This window comes from Paenactinomyces guangxiensis (assembly GCF_016055185.1).
In the GTDB taxonomy this organism is placed as follows: Bacteria; Bacillota; Bacilli; order Thermoactinomycetales; family Thermoactinomycetaceae; genus Paenactinomyces; species Paenactinomyces guangxiensis.
This window is the reverse complement of sequence record NZ_JAECVR010000001.1, coordinates 362,548-376,895: the sequence shown is the minus strand read 5'-3', so window position 1 is coordinate 376,895 and position 14,348 is coordinate 362,548. Positions and strand designations below refer to the sequence as shown.

11 protein-coding genes and 1 other RNA gene are annotated in these 14,348 nt (G+C 46.0%); 10 read left to right on the top strand and 2 right to left on the bottom strand.

Annotation, left to right across the window (positions count from 1 at the left end):
* Nucleotides 1-90 precede the first annotated feature (90 nt).
* The 6 genes from I8U27_RS01880 (at nucleotide 91) to I8U27_RS01855 (ending at nucleotide 7,795) form a co-directional block, all read left to right on the top strand.
* The gene (locus I8U27_RS01880; RefSeq protein ID WP_181750193.1) at nucleotides 91-477 is read left to right on the top strand and encodes a hypothetical protein; all 387 of its coding nucleotides are present in this window, start codon (nucleotides 91-93) and stop codon (nucleotides 475-477) included.
* A 127-nt stretch (nucleotides 478-604) separates the two neighbouring features.
* Nucleotides 605-2,755 (top strand): RelA/SpoT family protein, encoded by a 2,151-nt coding sequence (locus I8U27_RS01875; RefSeq protein ID WP_181750194.1) that lies wholly within the window; start codon nucleotides 605-607, stop codon nucleotides 2,753-2,755.
* 12 nt (nucleotides 2,756-2,767) lie between these two features.
* The gene (gene dtd, locus I8U27_RS01870) at nucleotides 2,768-3,208 is read left to right on the top strand and encodes a D-aminoacyl-tRNA deacylase (protein ID WP_181750195.1); all 441 of its coding nucleotides are present in this window, start codon (nucleotides 2,768-2,770) and stop codon (nucleotides 3,206-3,208) included.
* A gap of 596 nt (nucleotides 3,209-3,804) precedes the next feature.
* A complete protein-coding gene (tkt, locus tag I8U27_RS01865) occupies nucleotides 3,805-5,832 on the top strand; it encodes a transketolase (protein WP_181750196.1) in 2,028 nt (675 codons plus the stop codon).
* Between the two features lie 357 nt (nucleotides 5,833-6,189).
* A complete protein-coding gene (locus tag I8U27_RS01860; protein WP_181750197.1) occupies nucleotides 6,190-7,533 on the top strand; it encodes a type VII secretion protein EssB/YukC in 1,344 nt (447 codons plus the stop codon).
* Nucleotides 7,534-7,636: 103 nt separating this feature from the next.
* Nucleotides 7,637-7,795, top strand: coding sequence for a hypothetical protein (locus I8U27_RS01855; protein ID WP_181750198.1), 159 nt, complete (start codon nucleotides 7,637-7,639; stop codon nucleotides 7,793-7,795).
* A 55-nt stretch (nucleotides 7,796-7,850) separates the two neighbouring features.
* Here the strand turns inward: I8U27_RS01855 and I8U27_RS01850 are convergent, their stop codons facing one another.
* Entirely contained in the window at nucleotides 7,851-8,231 is a 381-nt protein-coding gene (locus tag I8U27_RS01850) for a DUF423 domain-containing protein (RefSeq protein ID WP_181750199.1), read from the bottom strand.
* Between the two features lie 621 nt (nucleotides 8,232-8,852).
* Here I8U27_RS01850 and hisS point away from each other — a divergent pair.
* The 4 genes from hisS to I8U27_RS01830 all read left to right on the top strand — a co-directional run bounded on the left by hisS (nucleotide 8,853) and on the right by I8U27_RS01830 (nucleotide 12,837).
* The gene (gene hisS, locus I8U27_RS01845; protein WP_181750200.1) at nucleotides 8,853-10,124 is read left to right on the top strand and encodes a histidine--tRNA ligase; all 1,272 of its coding nucleotides are present in this window, start codon (nucleotides 8,853-8,855) and stop codon (nucleotides 10,122-10,124) included.
* 11 nt (nucleotides 10,125-10,135) lie between these two features.
* Complete coding sequence (gene aspS, locus I8U27_RS01840; protein ID WP_181750201.1) at nucleotides 10,136-11,917, top strand: aspartate--tRNA ligase; 1,782 nt, start codon at nucleotides 10,136-10,138, stop codon at nucleotides 11,915-11,917.
* A gap of 67 nt (nucleotides 11,918-11,984) precedes the next feature.
* Nucleotides 11,985-12,164: non-coding RNA, 6S RNA (gene ssrS, locus I8U27_RS01835), on the top strand.
* A 40-nt stretch (nucleotides 12,165-12,204) separates the two neighbouring features.
* The gene (locus I8U27_RS01830) at nucleotides 12,205-12,837 is read left to right on the top strand and encodes a 5' nucleotidase, NT5C type (protein WP_181750202.1); all 633 of its coding nucleotides are present in this window, start codon (nucleotides 12,205-12,207) and stop codon (nucleotides 12,835-12,837) included.
* Between the two features lie 82 nt (nucleotides 12,838-12,919).
* Here the strand turns inward: I8U27_RS01830 and I8U27_RS01825 are convergent, their stop codons facing one another.
* Nucleotides 12,920-14,287, bottom strand: coding sequence for a helix-turn-helix transcriptional regulator (locus I8U27_RS01825; RefSeq protein WP_181750203.1), 1,368 nt, complete (start codon nucleotides 14,285-14,287; stop codon nucleotides 12,920-12,922).
* Nucleotides 14,288-14,348: the final 61 nt, after the last annotated feature.

Genomic DNA, 14,348 nt, shown 5'->3' with positions numbered 1-14,348 from the left:
GCGAGTAAGCAGCGAGGCAGGGCTGGTTGAAACAGGAAAACTCTAGATATGGACATATTTGTCTATGTTTTTAGTAGCAGAGAAAGCTGAGTGGAAGCGATTCAAGAAGGCTTTTCTGCTTTTATCGGCGGATTTGCCCGGATTTTTTTTATTTCATTAATCCTGTGGATGATTGGACTCCTTGTCCTCTTATTTCGGGAAATGTTTAGTCCAGGTGAATTTGTCATTCGCGAGTATTTTAAAAAAGTGTGGAAAATGTTGTTGTTCTCTTTTGAGATAGCAGCATACGGGGCAGTTGTCGTCGGTCCAATTCTTATGTTTACGACCGAAGATCAGTTCCTTGTATATATCATGGTCACGATTGATGCGGTGATCCTGTCAGCGATCTACTTGTATGTTCGCAAACAGACGGGAGGATTTTCCAAAGCAAAGCTGCGAATGCGCAAAGAGAGGAAACATCATCGGGACTGGCAGTAAATATAAAGCCGGCTGTTCACCAGCCGGCTTTATATTGTATAAGGGCTTTTTCCCGACTCTTTACTTTCCTATTCCCTTGAGTGATAATAATAGGAAAATCTTTTGGGGTACGGGTGATGAGTAAACTATGCCGATAAAGCAATTGCTTGAAAAAGTGGCAGCATATTTAAGTGAGTCAGATATAGAGCAATTGGAAAAAGCGTATCGGTTTGCAGAGCTCGCTCATCAGGGGCAGGTACGTAAATCGGGTGAACCCTATATCCATCATCCGGTGGCAGTTGCGGAAATACTGGCTGAATTGCAAATGGACATCACAACACTGACCGCTGCTCTCCTGCACGATGTGGTTGAGGATACCGGAGTCACGCTGGATCAAATCGAGGATGAGTTTGGCGAAACAGTCAGGCATTTGGTAGATGGAGTCACCAAGCTGAAAAAGAGGATGAAGTTTAAATCAAACGAAGAGCACCAGGCCGAAAATCACCGCAAAATGTTTGTTGCCATGGCCCAGGATATCCGGGTCATCCTGATTAAGCTGGCCGACCGGCTTCATAACATGCGGACATTAAAATATGTGCCGGAGCATAAGCAACGTCAAAAATCGAAGGAAACACTGGAGATTTTTGCACCGCTCGCGCACCGGCTGGGGATCTCCAAGATCAAGTGGGAACTGGAAGATATCTCTTTGCGCTATTTGAATCCCAAGCAGTATTACCGCATTGTCAACCTGATGAAAAAGAAACGGGCGGAGCGTGAAAAGTATCTGGATGAGATTATCAGTGCCCTTCGCAGCCGTCTCGACGAGATGGAAGTAAAGGTGACAGATATATCAGGCCGGCCCAAACACATTTACAGCATTTACAGGAAAATGGTTTCTCAAAACAAAGAGTTCAATGAAATATACGATTTGATGGCCGTCCGCATTATTGTTGATACCGTTCGCGATTGTTATGCGGTGCTGGGAGTTATTCATACTATCTGGAAACCGATGCCCGGACGCTTTAAAGATTATATTGCCATGCCGAAAACCAATATGTATCAATCTTTGCATACCACAGTGATCGGTCCGAAAGGTGAACCGATTGAAGTACAGATTCGCACAATGGATATGCACCGCACGGCAGAGTACGGAATTGCTGCCCACTGGGCGTATAAAGAGGGAAATGATGTCCAGAAGAACAACTTTGCCGAGAAGTTAAAATGGTTCCGTGAAATGATGGAACTGCAACAGGAGACCAAAGATGCGCAGGAGTTTGTCGAGAGTTTAAAAATGGATTGGTTCTCCGATGAAGTTTTCGTATTTACACCCAAAGGAGATGTGATTGAGCTTCCGGCGGGGTCCGTGCCGCTGGATTTCGCTTATCGAATCCACACCGAGATTGGAAACAAATGTATCGGTGCGAAAGTAAACGGAAAAATTGTCCCGCTCGATTACAAACTCAACACCGGGGATATTGTGGAAATTCTTACTTCAAAGCACAGTTACGGTCCCAGTCAGGATTGGATCAAGATAGTGAAATCATCCCAGGCACGCAATAAAATACGCAGCTGGTTCAAAAAACAACGCCGGGAGGAAAGTATTGAAAAAGGGAAAGAAATGGTCGAGGCGCTCCTGAAGAAGCATGATTATAATGTGGGGGAGGTTTTGACACCGGAGCGGATCAGCGAAGCAACCGGCAAATTTAACTTTCAGGATGAGGATGATATGTTTGCTGCCGTTGGCTATGGGGGCATTTCCACTGCCCAGGTGGTGCACCGGCTGACGGACGGTATGAAGACAGAAAGCCCGGTCGTTTTACCGGAAGTAAAATCGTTACCCAGAAAAAACCGCAAGATTGACCAGGGGGTTCGGGTTAAAGGAGTAGATAACCTTCTGGTTCGGTTATCCAGATGTTGTAATCCTGTCCCCGGTGATGATATTTCCGGTTATGTCACACAGGGCAGAGGGGTGACGGTTCATCGCGCCGATTGTCCAAACCTGGCCTCCGTACCGGAGGAACGCCGGATTTCAGTGGAATGGGACAGTAACTCCACTCATTTTTATCAAGTAGATATTGAGGTTTCCGGATTTGATCGCATTGGTTTGCTCAATGAGGTATTACAAGCCGTCCACGATTCAAAGACCAATTTGTCCGCAGTGAGTGCAAAGGGTGACCGAAGGGGAATTGCTTCAATACACATTCGTCTCGGAATCCAAAATATCAACCACTTAAAGTCAGTAGTAGAACGTGTGAAAAAGGTCCGGGATATCTACAGTGTGCGCCGGATCATACAGTAAGGGTGAAAATGGATGAGGATCGTGCTGCAGAGAGTAAAAGAAGCACAAGTGACTGTAGATGAGCAAGTAACAGGAGCCATTTCAGACGGGCTTCTGTTACTTGTCGGCATTACGGACGGGGACACGGAAGCAGATGCGAAATACCTGGCAGAAAAGGTAGTGCATCTCCGCATCTTTGAGGATGAAGCAGGAAAAATGAACCGATCGCTTCTCGATACAGGAGGCAGTATTTTATCTGTCTCTCAATTTACTCTTTACGGAGATTGCCGCAAGGGAAGGCGTCCCAATTTTATGGCTGCCGCCAGACCGGAAACAGCTTCCCCTCTTTATGACCGGTTTAATGAATTATTACGCGGGTATGGAATAAAGGTGGAGACAGGTGTATTCGGGGCGATGATGCAAGTGTCACTCACCAATGACGGCCCCGTCACCTTGATACTGGAAAGCAAATAATACAGTTGCAACATCTGATTGGACACTTTCACAGAAAACTCTCATGACTGATAGACACAAGTCTGGGAATGAAAGTTATCTCAGTGGACCCGCTCCGAAATGATATTGAGGCATAGAGGTTCTTAGATTTTCAACTCTTAGAACTTCTTGTCCCTGTGCGACTCCGTTCTGTAGCGGGGGCTAAAGTCACTCGTCGCAAATATGATTTCTCCGTTCTATGATTCGTTGACACTTTCACAGAAAAAACAGGCAAAATGGATATGCTATAATAGCAGAGATACCCGTTCAAAATAGTCAAAAGGAGGTAGTTAACAGCATCCAAAAAATAGTCAAATGTAGACCAGTGTAGAAAATATACTCATATTTTAAATTTGAAAGGAGGAAATCTGCTACAAAATATAGAAAAGACATGTCCTAAGACGAAAACCAAGTCTAAAATCCATACATGATGATCACATAACGAAAATCATATATATGTACCGATGGCTGGTCGGGAATTTACGCCTGTGGACAGCCATAGCAAACTGTAGTAGCGAGTAAGCGGCGAGGCAGAGCTGGTTGAAACAGGAAAACTCTAGATATGGACATGTTTGTCTATGTTTTTAGTAGCAGAGGCTGCAGTGACAAAGATTGATCAACTATCCATTGATACCATAAGAATGCTGTCGATTGACCAGATTGAACAGGCCAATTCCGGCCATCCAGGTTTGCCGATGGGAGCTGCTCCGATGGCTTATACTCTGTGGGTAAACTATATGAACCACAATCCGTCCAATCCGGACTGGTTTAATCGTGACCGGTTCGTGCTTTCCGCGGGCCATGGATCAGCTCTTCTATACAGTCTGCTTCACCTGTTTGGTTACAATCTTCCTCTGGATGAATTGAAACGTTTCCGTCAATGGGGAAGCCTCACCCCCGGACATCCTGAAGTCAAACATACCCCCGGAGTGGAAGCGACAACTGGACCCCTTGGGCAGGGGATTTCCAACGCCGTGGGAATGGCAATGGCTGAGGCTCACTTAGCTGCTACATACAACCGTGATGGTTTTCCGGTAGTTGACCATTATACCTATGTCCTTTGCAGCGACGGGGACCTGATGGAAGGCGTAGCTGCAGAAGCCGGCTCTCTGGCGGGGCATCTGCGCCTGGGCAAATTGATTGCTCTGTACGATTCCAATGATATCTCCCTCGATGGTGAACTGGCTCACTCGTTTACAGAAAACGTACAAAAGCGCTTTGAAGCCTATGGCTGGCAAGTGCTTCGCGTTGAAGACGGAAATGATATCGGGGCGATTGGGCGTGCGATTGAAGAAGCACAGCAAGAGCAGAATCGTCCCACACTTATTGAAGTTCGCACCATCATCGGTTATGGCAGCCCCAACCGTGCCGGTACCGCAGAAGTACACGGAAAACCGCTGGGCCGGGAAGAAGTTGTTGAGGTGCGTAAAGCTTATAACTGGACATTTGATGAGGCATTCTACGTTCCTGGAGAGGTGAGAGAACATTTTGCCGCGCTGCAATCCAAATTGGCAGAAAAAGAAGCGGCCTGGCGTGATTTGATGAGACAGTATGAGTCTCAATATCCGGAGCTGGCCAAACAACTTCACCAGGCCATTCGCGAAGAACTTCCGGAAAAATGGGAACAGGATCTTCCCCAATTCCAGGTTGGTGATAAAGCAATGGCAACTCGCGCCGCGTCGGGTGTTGCTTTGCAATCTTTAGCCAAAGCTGTACCTGCGCTGATCGGCGGATCGGCTGACCTGGCTTCCTCCAATAATACCTTGATGAAAGCAGAAGGGATCTTCCATGCCGAAGATTATTCCGGCCGCAACATCTGGTTCGGAGTACGGGAGCATGCCATGGGGGCAGCTTTAAACGGAATGCTGCTTCATGGGGGGGTACGTGCCTATGGCGGAACTTTCCTGGTTTTCTCCGACTACCTGCGACCGTCGATCCGTCTGGCAGCTTTGTCCAAACTGCCGGTTGTGTACGTATTCACCCATGACAGCATTGCTGTCGGTGAGGACGGACCTACTCATGAACCGGTAGAACAGGTTCCCGCTCTCCGCCTGATTCCGGGACTGCGTGTGATCCGCCCTGCTGACGCCAACGAAACGGTGGCAGCCTGGCAATATGCCCTGAGCCAGAAAGAACACCCGGTGGCCCTGATTCTTACCCGGCAAAACCTGCCAATCCTTGAAGGAACCGTTGGCAAAGATAAAGAGGTCATTGCGAAGGGAGCTTATGTTGTTTCTGAAGCTCAAAACGGCAATCCGCAAGGAATTATTATTGCTACCGGATCGGAAGTCAGCCTGGCGATTGAAGCACAGAAGAAATTATTGGAAAAAGGAATTCAAGTGCGGGTGGTCAGCATGCCGTGCCGGGAGCTCTTCGACCAACAGCCGGCCGAGTATCGCGACTCAATCCTGCCGCCTGACATTCGCGCCCGTCTTGCTGTTGAGGCCGCTCATCCGATGGGATGGGACCGCTATGTCGGTGACTCGGGATCTGTGATCGGCATTGACCGGTTCGGCGCTTCGGCTCCGGGCGGAAAAGTGATGGAAGAATACGGATTCCATGCAGATAACGTGGCCAAACATATGGAAGCTGTCTTGAATAAGTAAGATATTGATCAGGGTGTTTTAGATTTGCGAATGAGACTTCTCCCCCGTTTCAATGGCTATATCGTTCACACAACTTGGGACCACACTGGAAGGTGGTCCCATTTTTGATAAACGAAACAGAGGAAAACTTAATTTGAAATAGAGGAAAAGAGTCTGTCTTTGAACAATTATTATTAATAATAGAAATGATTACATTACTCTGTAGTTGATCTCCTCCAGTGGGAGCAGGTATGAACCAAAAGAAATGGTGTATATTTTCAATTAAGGTTGATTTTAAATGTATGGCCAACCTGACAATACAATGGGGCTGATGGAGCGGACTTATCATTCACATGCATCATCTGTGAGGGTGATGATATGAAAAGAAAAAGTTTTAATCATGGTACACTGGTGATCAATCAAAATAAGATCCGATTTAAAATTCCTGCAAAATGCATGGTGGTTCGTACGATTCAAGAATTGGAACCCATTTTTTATACGGAAGGTACAAGCTTTCAATCCACGGCCTGGTTTTCTGAAGATGAGCAATTTCTAATCCTGAAGTACAAGGTGGAACCGGATTTTGTTTCCCTGGAAAGCATAAACCGGAAAAAGACGGACCGGGTTACGAAACTCAACATCACTGAGAATTTAGCCAAACTTGGGGAATTTTTTGAACAACGGAATCAATTGAATACCGTTTTCCAGCCCCTCAATTTCTATGTAAATCCCGACGGACTGGTGAAAGTATTATATTGTGGGGTGAAAAATCTGCTTCCTGCGGTGGGGTATGAAGAGGAGCCAATCTTTGAACAGGTGAAACGCTTAATTGTTTTTCTTTTCAGTGATGCTTCTTTCGATAGATTAAGAGAAAACGGATGGGACTATGCTGTACAAAAAGTCAGAAATGGTGACTTCTGGATTGTAAAGCAGGTATTAAAGGCGGAAACATATCAGGATTTGTATCGGATGGTCCGGTCAGAGATCGAAGAGCTCATCAAACTGGAGGATCAAAAGGTAAAAAGAAGTAAGGGGCAAGGACTGCTTTTTCGTTTCACTAAGGAAAAGAAGCCGTTAATCAAAAAGAGCCGCTTATCGAAGAGAGAGCTGCTAATAACCGCTCTGTTCTGCTCTGCCATCTTTCTGTCTTTTACTGCGGGTTACCTGTATCAGCAATCCGGTAAACCACCTGTAAAATCTCCGGCTGTGTCTGCCAAAGCACCAGTGCCTCCAAAAGAAAAGACAAGCAAACCTCCCGCCTTAACCAGGGGGTACCATTATATTTCATTAAAAGAATATAAAAAAGCAGTTCATGAATTTGAGCAGCTGGATTTCCACCAGCTTGACAGGGATGATCAAAAAAAGGTTCTGTTTGCCTATCTATATGCCGGTCAAGGACAAAAAGCACTTGAGCTGGACCCTGATTTTGCTGAGGTTGTTGTTGATGATTATATCGCCAAAAAAAATATCCGGGGAATCAAAGAGTTAAAATCAGACCTGCCCGTGGTTCGCTTTGAACAGGCGGTCTTAAGACAAGATCCGGAAACAATCCTTCAGTTACAGGATAAAGTGAAGTTGGACCCGCGCAGAAGCAAGATAATTGTAGACGCCTATATTCAAACAAAACAGTACAAAGCAGCCAATACTTTTGCCCAAACATCCGGAGATGCCGATTTGCTGCATTATGCGCTGTATAAAATAAATGAGGCGATCAGCCGGTAACAGCAGGAAGTGATGGAAACTCCATTCCATCTTTAAAAAATGAGTAGGACAAGCCTTACCGGGGATGCTAGGAACAAACTCAGATGGAAAGAGGGTTTGTTTTATGCGCCGGTTTCCGAAAGATACCGCTTTTCAGCAGCAGATAATTCTTCATGGCAGAGCCGGACAGGAAGAATATCTGGCAAATCTGCACACGGAAACAGAAGAGCAAAAAGAACTGTTCAGCCCGCCGCAACGTTTTGTGAATAAGCGATTTCTCTAAGCCCCTTTTAGCTGATCATGTAAACAAAACAGGCGGGTTGCAACTAACCCGCCTGTTACGATCCCAGGTGCCTCAAAGCAGCAACAGCCACTAAGATCCAGCCCGCAATCAGAGAAACGCCGCCGATTGGGGTAATCGCCCCCAATACCTTAACATTGGTGAGAACCATCACATAAAGACTGCCGGAAAAGAAGAAAATACCTGCTAAGATCAACCAGCCCGCGATCTGGAGCGAAGAGGCGTTTTCACCTGCTTTGGAAATCAGGAGGCCGATGAAAAGCAAAGCTAATCCGTGGATAATATGGTAGTGGGCCCCGGTGTTCCAATAGGCCAGCATTTTGTCTGTCACTTTTCCTGCCAGGCCATGGGCGCCAAAAGCTCCAATGGCAATGGCGAGAGCCATATTGATACTGCCCAGGAGTACAAACAGTTTCACGTTAACAACCTCCTTTTCGTCGAAAGGGTAGAATGTTTCTCCGATGTCCTGAACTGATATCTAACGATTAATATAACACAGTTGTTTGATTGATCGTTAAGCGGTACCGGGTCAAGTATTACGGATTCGGGAAAATATTGAAAAGGAATTGAAGGCTTAACAGATCCGCTTCCAGTGTATTATTACAAAAATGTGAAAATGAACTTTTTATTCTTGACAAAATGGGATATTATCATTAGAATATCCTCTTAAATACATCCTTTTGAAGTAAATATCATCCACCTGTGAAGGGAAAAGTACCCGTTTTACGGACAACCAGAGAGGAGAACTCTCAGGCTGAAAGGTTCTCTATGTTACGGATCGGGGAAAGACACCCGGAGGTTCTAACCGAAAGCCTGTTTTGACAAGGTTAGTAGACTTAGACGTATTCCTGGCGATAACAGGACAGAGCGGGAAATCGTCCATCGATTTTCAAAAAGGGTGGTACCACGGGATATTTAACATCGTTAAACCAATCTCTCGTCCCTGACAATAAGTCAGTGGCGGGAGATTTTTTAATTTCAGAGGGGCGGGAGATTTGTCTCCTGTATTGTAAAACAAAAAAGTGAGGAGGTTGTCCCTATGACTTACCGGGCGCCGCGCGGAACATTTGATGTGATGGCAGGGGAAGTAGAAAAATGGCAGTTAATGGAAACTCGGGCGAGGGAGATCTGTCGCCGCTTTGATTATAAAGAGATTCGCACTCCTATCTTTGAAATGACTGAACTCTTTCAAAGAGGAGTGGGAGAGACAACCGATATTGTTGAAAAAGAGATGTATTCATTTAAGGACCGGGGCGACAGGAATATTACCTTGCGACCGGAGGGAACGGCCGGAGTTGTACGAGCATTTGTACAGGATAAAGTGTTTGCACAGCCGCAACCGACTAAATGGTTTTATATGGGACCGATGTTCCGCTATGAAAACCCGCAGGCAGGGCGTTATCGCCAGTTCCACCAGTTCGGCGTTGAGGTCTTTGGCAGTGTTGATCCGGCTCTGGATGCGGAAGTGATCGCGCTGGGAATGAAATATTTTGAGTCGCTCGGAATCAAAGGGGCGCGGGTTGAGATTAACAGTGTCGGAGACCGTGATTGCCGCTCTGTTTATCGGGAAAAGCTGATTGAATATCTTGAGCCTTATAAAGATCAACTGAGTAAACATGATTTATCACGCCTTTATCGGAATCCATTGCGGATTTTAGACAGCAAAGATCCGCGAACCAAAGAAATTGTGGCCGGAGCGCCTTCCATTTTGGATTACTTAAACGAAAAAAGTGAACAGCACTTTCAAGCGCTGCAGAAGTACTTAGATCTCCTTGGTGTGCCTTATGTCGTCAATGATCGGTTAGTCCGGGGACTTGACTATTATACTCTTACGGCATTTGAATACATGGTTGATATCCCCGGAGCCCAGGCAAGCACAATTGGCGGCGGCGGGCGGTATAACGGGCTGGTAGAAGAGTTTGGCGGCCCGGAGATGCCGGGAATGGGATTTGGCATCGGCTTGGAGCGGGTACTTTTAGCATTAACAGAAGAGGGTGTCCGGTTGCCCGTTGATACGGGAATCGACTGTTATATCGTGACCATGGGTGAAGAGGCAAAAGCGCATTCCTTAAAAATCCTGCAACAATTGCGAATGGCGGGCTATTCGGCGGACCGGGATTATTTGGATCGAAAGATCAAGGCCCAGATGAAAGCAGCCGACCGTGCAAAGGCCCGTTTTACCGCGATTCTGGGTGACGAGGAGTTAAGCCTGGGTAAAATTCAAGTCAAAGAAATGGCCACTGGGGAACAGGAACTGGTTGAGATCAATCAACTAACCGATTACCTCAAACAAAAATTAAGCAAGGCATAGGAGTGGTTTGAATGGAAAGTGTTCATCGTACACATCAGGCGTCAAAATGTACGAAAGAGATTGTGGGGCAAAAGGTAACCTTAAACGGTTGGGTGCAAAAAAGGCGCGATCTCGGAGGATTAATCTTTATCGATTTGCGTGACCGCTCAGGCATTGTGCAGGTCGTATTCAATCCGGAAATTTCACCTGAAGCCGTCCGGGTGGCAGAAAAGGTGCGGAGTGAGTATGTGCTGTCTGTCACCGGAAAGATTGTGGCCCGATCTCCGGAGACGGTTAATCCGAAAATGGCTACCGGAGAAGTAGAGGTACAATGTGAAAAGGTGCATATTTTCAATCCGGCTAAAACACCGCCGTTTATGATTCAGGATCAGGCAGAGATTGATGAGGCGGTTCGCTTAAAATATCGCTACTTAGATCTGCGACGCCCCAAAATGCAACAAACTCTTTTCATTCGCCACCGTGCGATGCAAGTGGTGCGCCGCTTTCTGGATGAGCATGGGTTTATTGAAATGGAAACACCGATGCTGACTAAAAGCACCCCTGAAGGGGCCCGGGACTATTTGGTTCCCAGCCGCGTTCAGAAAGGCTCTTTCTATGCACTTCCCCAATCCCCGCAGCTGTTTAAGCAATTGTTTATGGTTGCCGGAATGGAGCGGTATTTCCAGTTTGCCCGCTGTTTCCGTGACGAAGATTTGCGTGCCGACAGGCAGCCGGAGTTCACACAAATCGATATTGAAGCCTCTTTCCTTCCTCCGGAAACATTTCTTTCCATGATGGAAGAGATGGTGTCCAGGCTGTTCAAGGAAACGATCGGTGCAGAAGTGAAAACTCCGTTTGAACGTTTAACTTACCGGGAAGCGATGAACCGATTCGGGTCTGACAAGCCGGATTTGCGTTTCGGAATGGAACTGATCGATCTGTCAGAAGTGCTTCGCCAAACCTCTTTTAAGGTATTCGCCGGAACGATTGCCGGCGGGGGGCAGGTGAAAGCGATTAATGTAAAAGGCTGTGCCGGATGGAGCCGCAAAGAGATAGATCACTGGGGGAAAGTGGCAGTACAGTTAGGAGCGAAGGGATTAGCCTGGCTTGCTTTCAAAGAAGACGGAGTAAAAGGTTCTGTGTCCAAGTTCCTGTCTGAGCAGGAAATCACGGAGATCAGTAAAGCCACACAGGCGAAAACGGGTGACTTGCTCTTCTTCGTCGCTGATCAGGCAAAAGTGGTGGCTAATGTGCTTGGCGAGCTTCGCCTCCGTATCGCTAAAGAATTAAAACTGATCAACCAAAACCAGTTTAAATTTGCCTGGATCACTGAATTCCCGCTGCTGGAGTATTCCGAAGAAGATGGACGCTACTATGCGATGCACCATCCGTTTACGATGCCGATGGAAGAAGATATCCCGTTGTTGCGAACGGAACCGGGCAAGGTACGGGCCAAAGCTTATGACATGGTTTTGAACGGTTATGAGATTGGCGGCGGGAGCCAGCGCATCTATCAACGGGAAGTGCAAGAGCTGATGTTTGATGCCCTGGGTATTTCTATGCAGGAAGCGAAAGAAAAGTTCGGGTTTCTCCTGGAGGCATTTGAGTACGGGGCTCCGCCTCACGGAGGAATCGCTTTTGGCTTTGACCGGATTGTCATGCTTCTCTGCGGCCACAGCAATATGAGGGAATGTATCGCCTTTCCGAAGACAGCAAGTGCCAGTTGCCTGCTGACGGAAGCCCCGTCGCCTGTGGATGAGAAACAGCTGGAAGAGCTGAATATCTGCTTGCGGGAGCCGCAAAAAACAGTGTAATTCTTTGTTCCCAAAAGTATCCTGCTCTTGAACTCCTGTCTCAGATTTGATAACATAAAATCACGAAGAAGTCCTGCGATGTTCGTGTTCCCTGACGTTTTGTAACCAACACCTTTACTTAGGGAGCTCGGGGTCATCTGTGCTCGTGGCAGCCGTTCGTATGAGCGGAACCGCAAATACAGGTGCAGAGCACCCACCTGCGAGAGAGCAGGTTCAAAACTAAGGAGCACGGCATAACGGGGCTCTTTTTTTATGCGCATTAAGATGCTGCTTTTGGGGAATTTTCTATGAAGGAATATGGTATAGGCAGGCGAAATGTGATGAGGATTGGTGTGGATATTGACGGCACAATTAAAGATACGCATCGGGCGGCTGTGGAAGTTTACAATAAAGAGTTGAACCGCTCCGTCCGGGTTGAGGATGTAACAGATTTTTACTTGGACCAGGCCTACGGCCTGACCCCTCGGGAAGGAAGAAAATTATGGAGAAAGCTGGAAGATCAAATCTATTCGCTGGGGATTCCTCTTAATCATTCTGTAGAAGTTCTGAATGAACTGGTGAGAATGGGTCATGAAATCTATTTTATTACCGCACGTCCGGGAATGAGAAAAATCGTCGATGTCACAAAAGAGTGGCTAAAAAAACATGGTTTCCCATATAATGGTGACAACTTAATCATGAATGCCCAGGATAAAGGAAAAGTGGCAAAAGAAATTGGCATTGAGCTTTTTTTTGAGGATGCTCCCAACCATTTGTTAACGTTGCTTCAAAATCGGATTCCTACCATCATTGTTGATGCTGTTTACAACCGCGATTTTCCACACCCGCTCAGACGGATCCACGATTGGCGGGAAGTGTATGAGATTGTGGATGCAAAGAAACAGGAGAGTCATGGCAATCATTCTCATTCAAATAAATAAATGTTTTCTACATGAAAGCAAAAAGATAAACTCGGCCATTCAAACGAATGTTGAATGCTGAGTTTATCTTTTTGCCCCAATCTCAGACCAGTTCATTTTTCATTTTTATCTCATTTTTTAACTTTTCTTTATGCTTCTCTGCTTCGATTTCAAATCGATACAGATCAAACGTACACTTTTGAAATTCCTCCTGATCCGTCTGTTCCAGACATTTAAGCAGTTTCAACAGAATTTCTTTGAGCAGAGGACAATATCCGTGTTCTTCCGCCATTTTCCGGGATTGTTTATACCAGACCGCCGCTTCGGAGTGTTCTCTTATTGCCAGAAAATAATCACCCATTGCGGTTAATACCTCATTATTTCTCAGAGAGTCAACAGCTTCCTTGGTCTTGCTGATGGTAATTGCCTCATCCAAAAATTTTTTCGCCTCTTTATATCTTTTCTGTTTGATGTGTAACCGGGCAATTTTTGTATAGGTGGTGATAAGCAGGTACTGCTGGTGTTTTTTGATGCGGTTTTTTAACTCAACGGCCATGAGAAAGCAATTTTCTGCTGTCTCTAAGTCCTGGATATTCATATGTATTTCGCCCAGCAATGTTAATAATTCAAGGGCTCTATCAGGGATTTTGTTTTCACGGGCAATCATAATTCCCATCATAGCGTATTCCATCGCTTCCTTATACATTTGAGAATCGTTGAGAAGAGAGGCCCGCAATTCAAACATGTTGATAATCACTTTTAGACTGGTGATTTGATGCAGATTCTTCCACAACTCTTTCAGGATTTCAATGGCTTCTTCATTTCGTTTCATTTTATCCAGGTACATCGCTTTATTGACAAGCAGATAATAGTAGATAACGGGTCTGTCACCCTTTTCGACAAAAGCCTTGATTCCCTCATCGGTGTATTTCAGCGCCTGCCAGAGATCCCCTTTGTCGTAGAAAGTGATACGGGCGAGATCTCTGAGGCTGGCGGCTTTAAGATTAGTTTTTACCAGTTCAGGGGTTTCATCGACAATGCGAATCGTCTCCCAGAAGTGATTCTGAGCTTTGGTGTAATTTTGTTTGTGAAAATAACATCTGGCTTTCAAATATTCAATGGTAGCTGCAAATCGCTCTGTTGTATCCGCATCCAGTTGCCTCAGTTTTTCCAACCCTTTATCAGGACTGATCAAATCGATTGCGGTTTCAATGCAGTTGATCTGTTTAGTCTTTTTTTCCAGTCTCTGTTTTTCTTCCTGAATGAGATCAGGAAATTGCATCATGTCTATCTGCAGTTTCCCGCAGAGATGTTTGACCTTTTCCTCGTTTACATTGGAGCGTCCGCGTTCGATACTGCTGATGGTTGAGGGGGAAATCTGGTCATCGGCCAGGTCCTCCAAACGGAGACCCTGCTCTTTACGCTTTCGGCGCAATATTTTACCCAGTTGAATAAAGTCCAAATCTTTCAAATTATCCACCTCCAACTTAATCTTACAATATTTTTCCTCTGCTAGAAACAAATTTTGCAGT

What these genes read in the sequence shown, in the direction of transcription:
- I8U27_RS01875 (WP_181750194.1), top strand. Translation starts at nt 605, where the DNA reads ATGCCGATAAAGCAATTGCTTGAAAAAGTGGCAGCATATTTAAGTGAG.
- dtd (WP_181750195.1), top strand. Translation starts at nt 2,768, where the DNA reads ATGAGGATCGTGCTGCAGAGAGTAAAAGAAGCACAAGTGACTGTAGAT.
- tkt (WP_181750196.1), top strand. Translation starts at nt 3,805, where the DNA reads ATGTTTTTAGTAGCAGAGGCTGCAGTGACAAAGATTGATCAACTATCC.
- I8U27_RS01860 (WP_181750197.1), top strand. Translation starts at nt 6,190, where the DNA reads ATGAAAAGAAAAAGTTTTAATCATGGTACACTGGTGATCAATCAAAAT.
- I8U27_RS01855 (WP_181750198.1), top strand. Translation starts at nt 7,637, where the DNA reads ATGCGCCGGTTTCCGAAAGATACCGCTTTTCAGCAGCAGATAATTCTT.
- hisS (WP_181750200.1), top strand. Translation starts at nt 8,853, where the DNA reads ATGACTTACCGGGCGCCGCGCGGAACATTTGATGTGATGGCAGGGGAA.
- aspS (WP_181750201.1), top strand. Translation starts at nt 10,136, where the DNA reads ATGGAAAGTGTTCATCGTACACATCAGGCGTCAAAATGTACGAAAGAG.
- I8U27_RS01830 (WP_181750202.1), top strand. Translation starts at nt 12,205, where the DNA reads ATGAAGGAATATGGTATAGGCAGGCGAAATGTGATGAGGATTGGTGTG.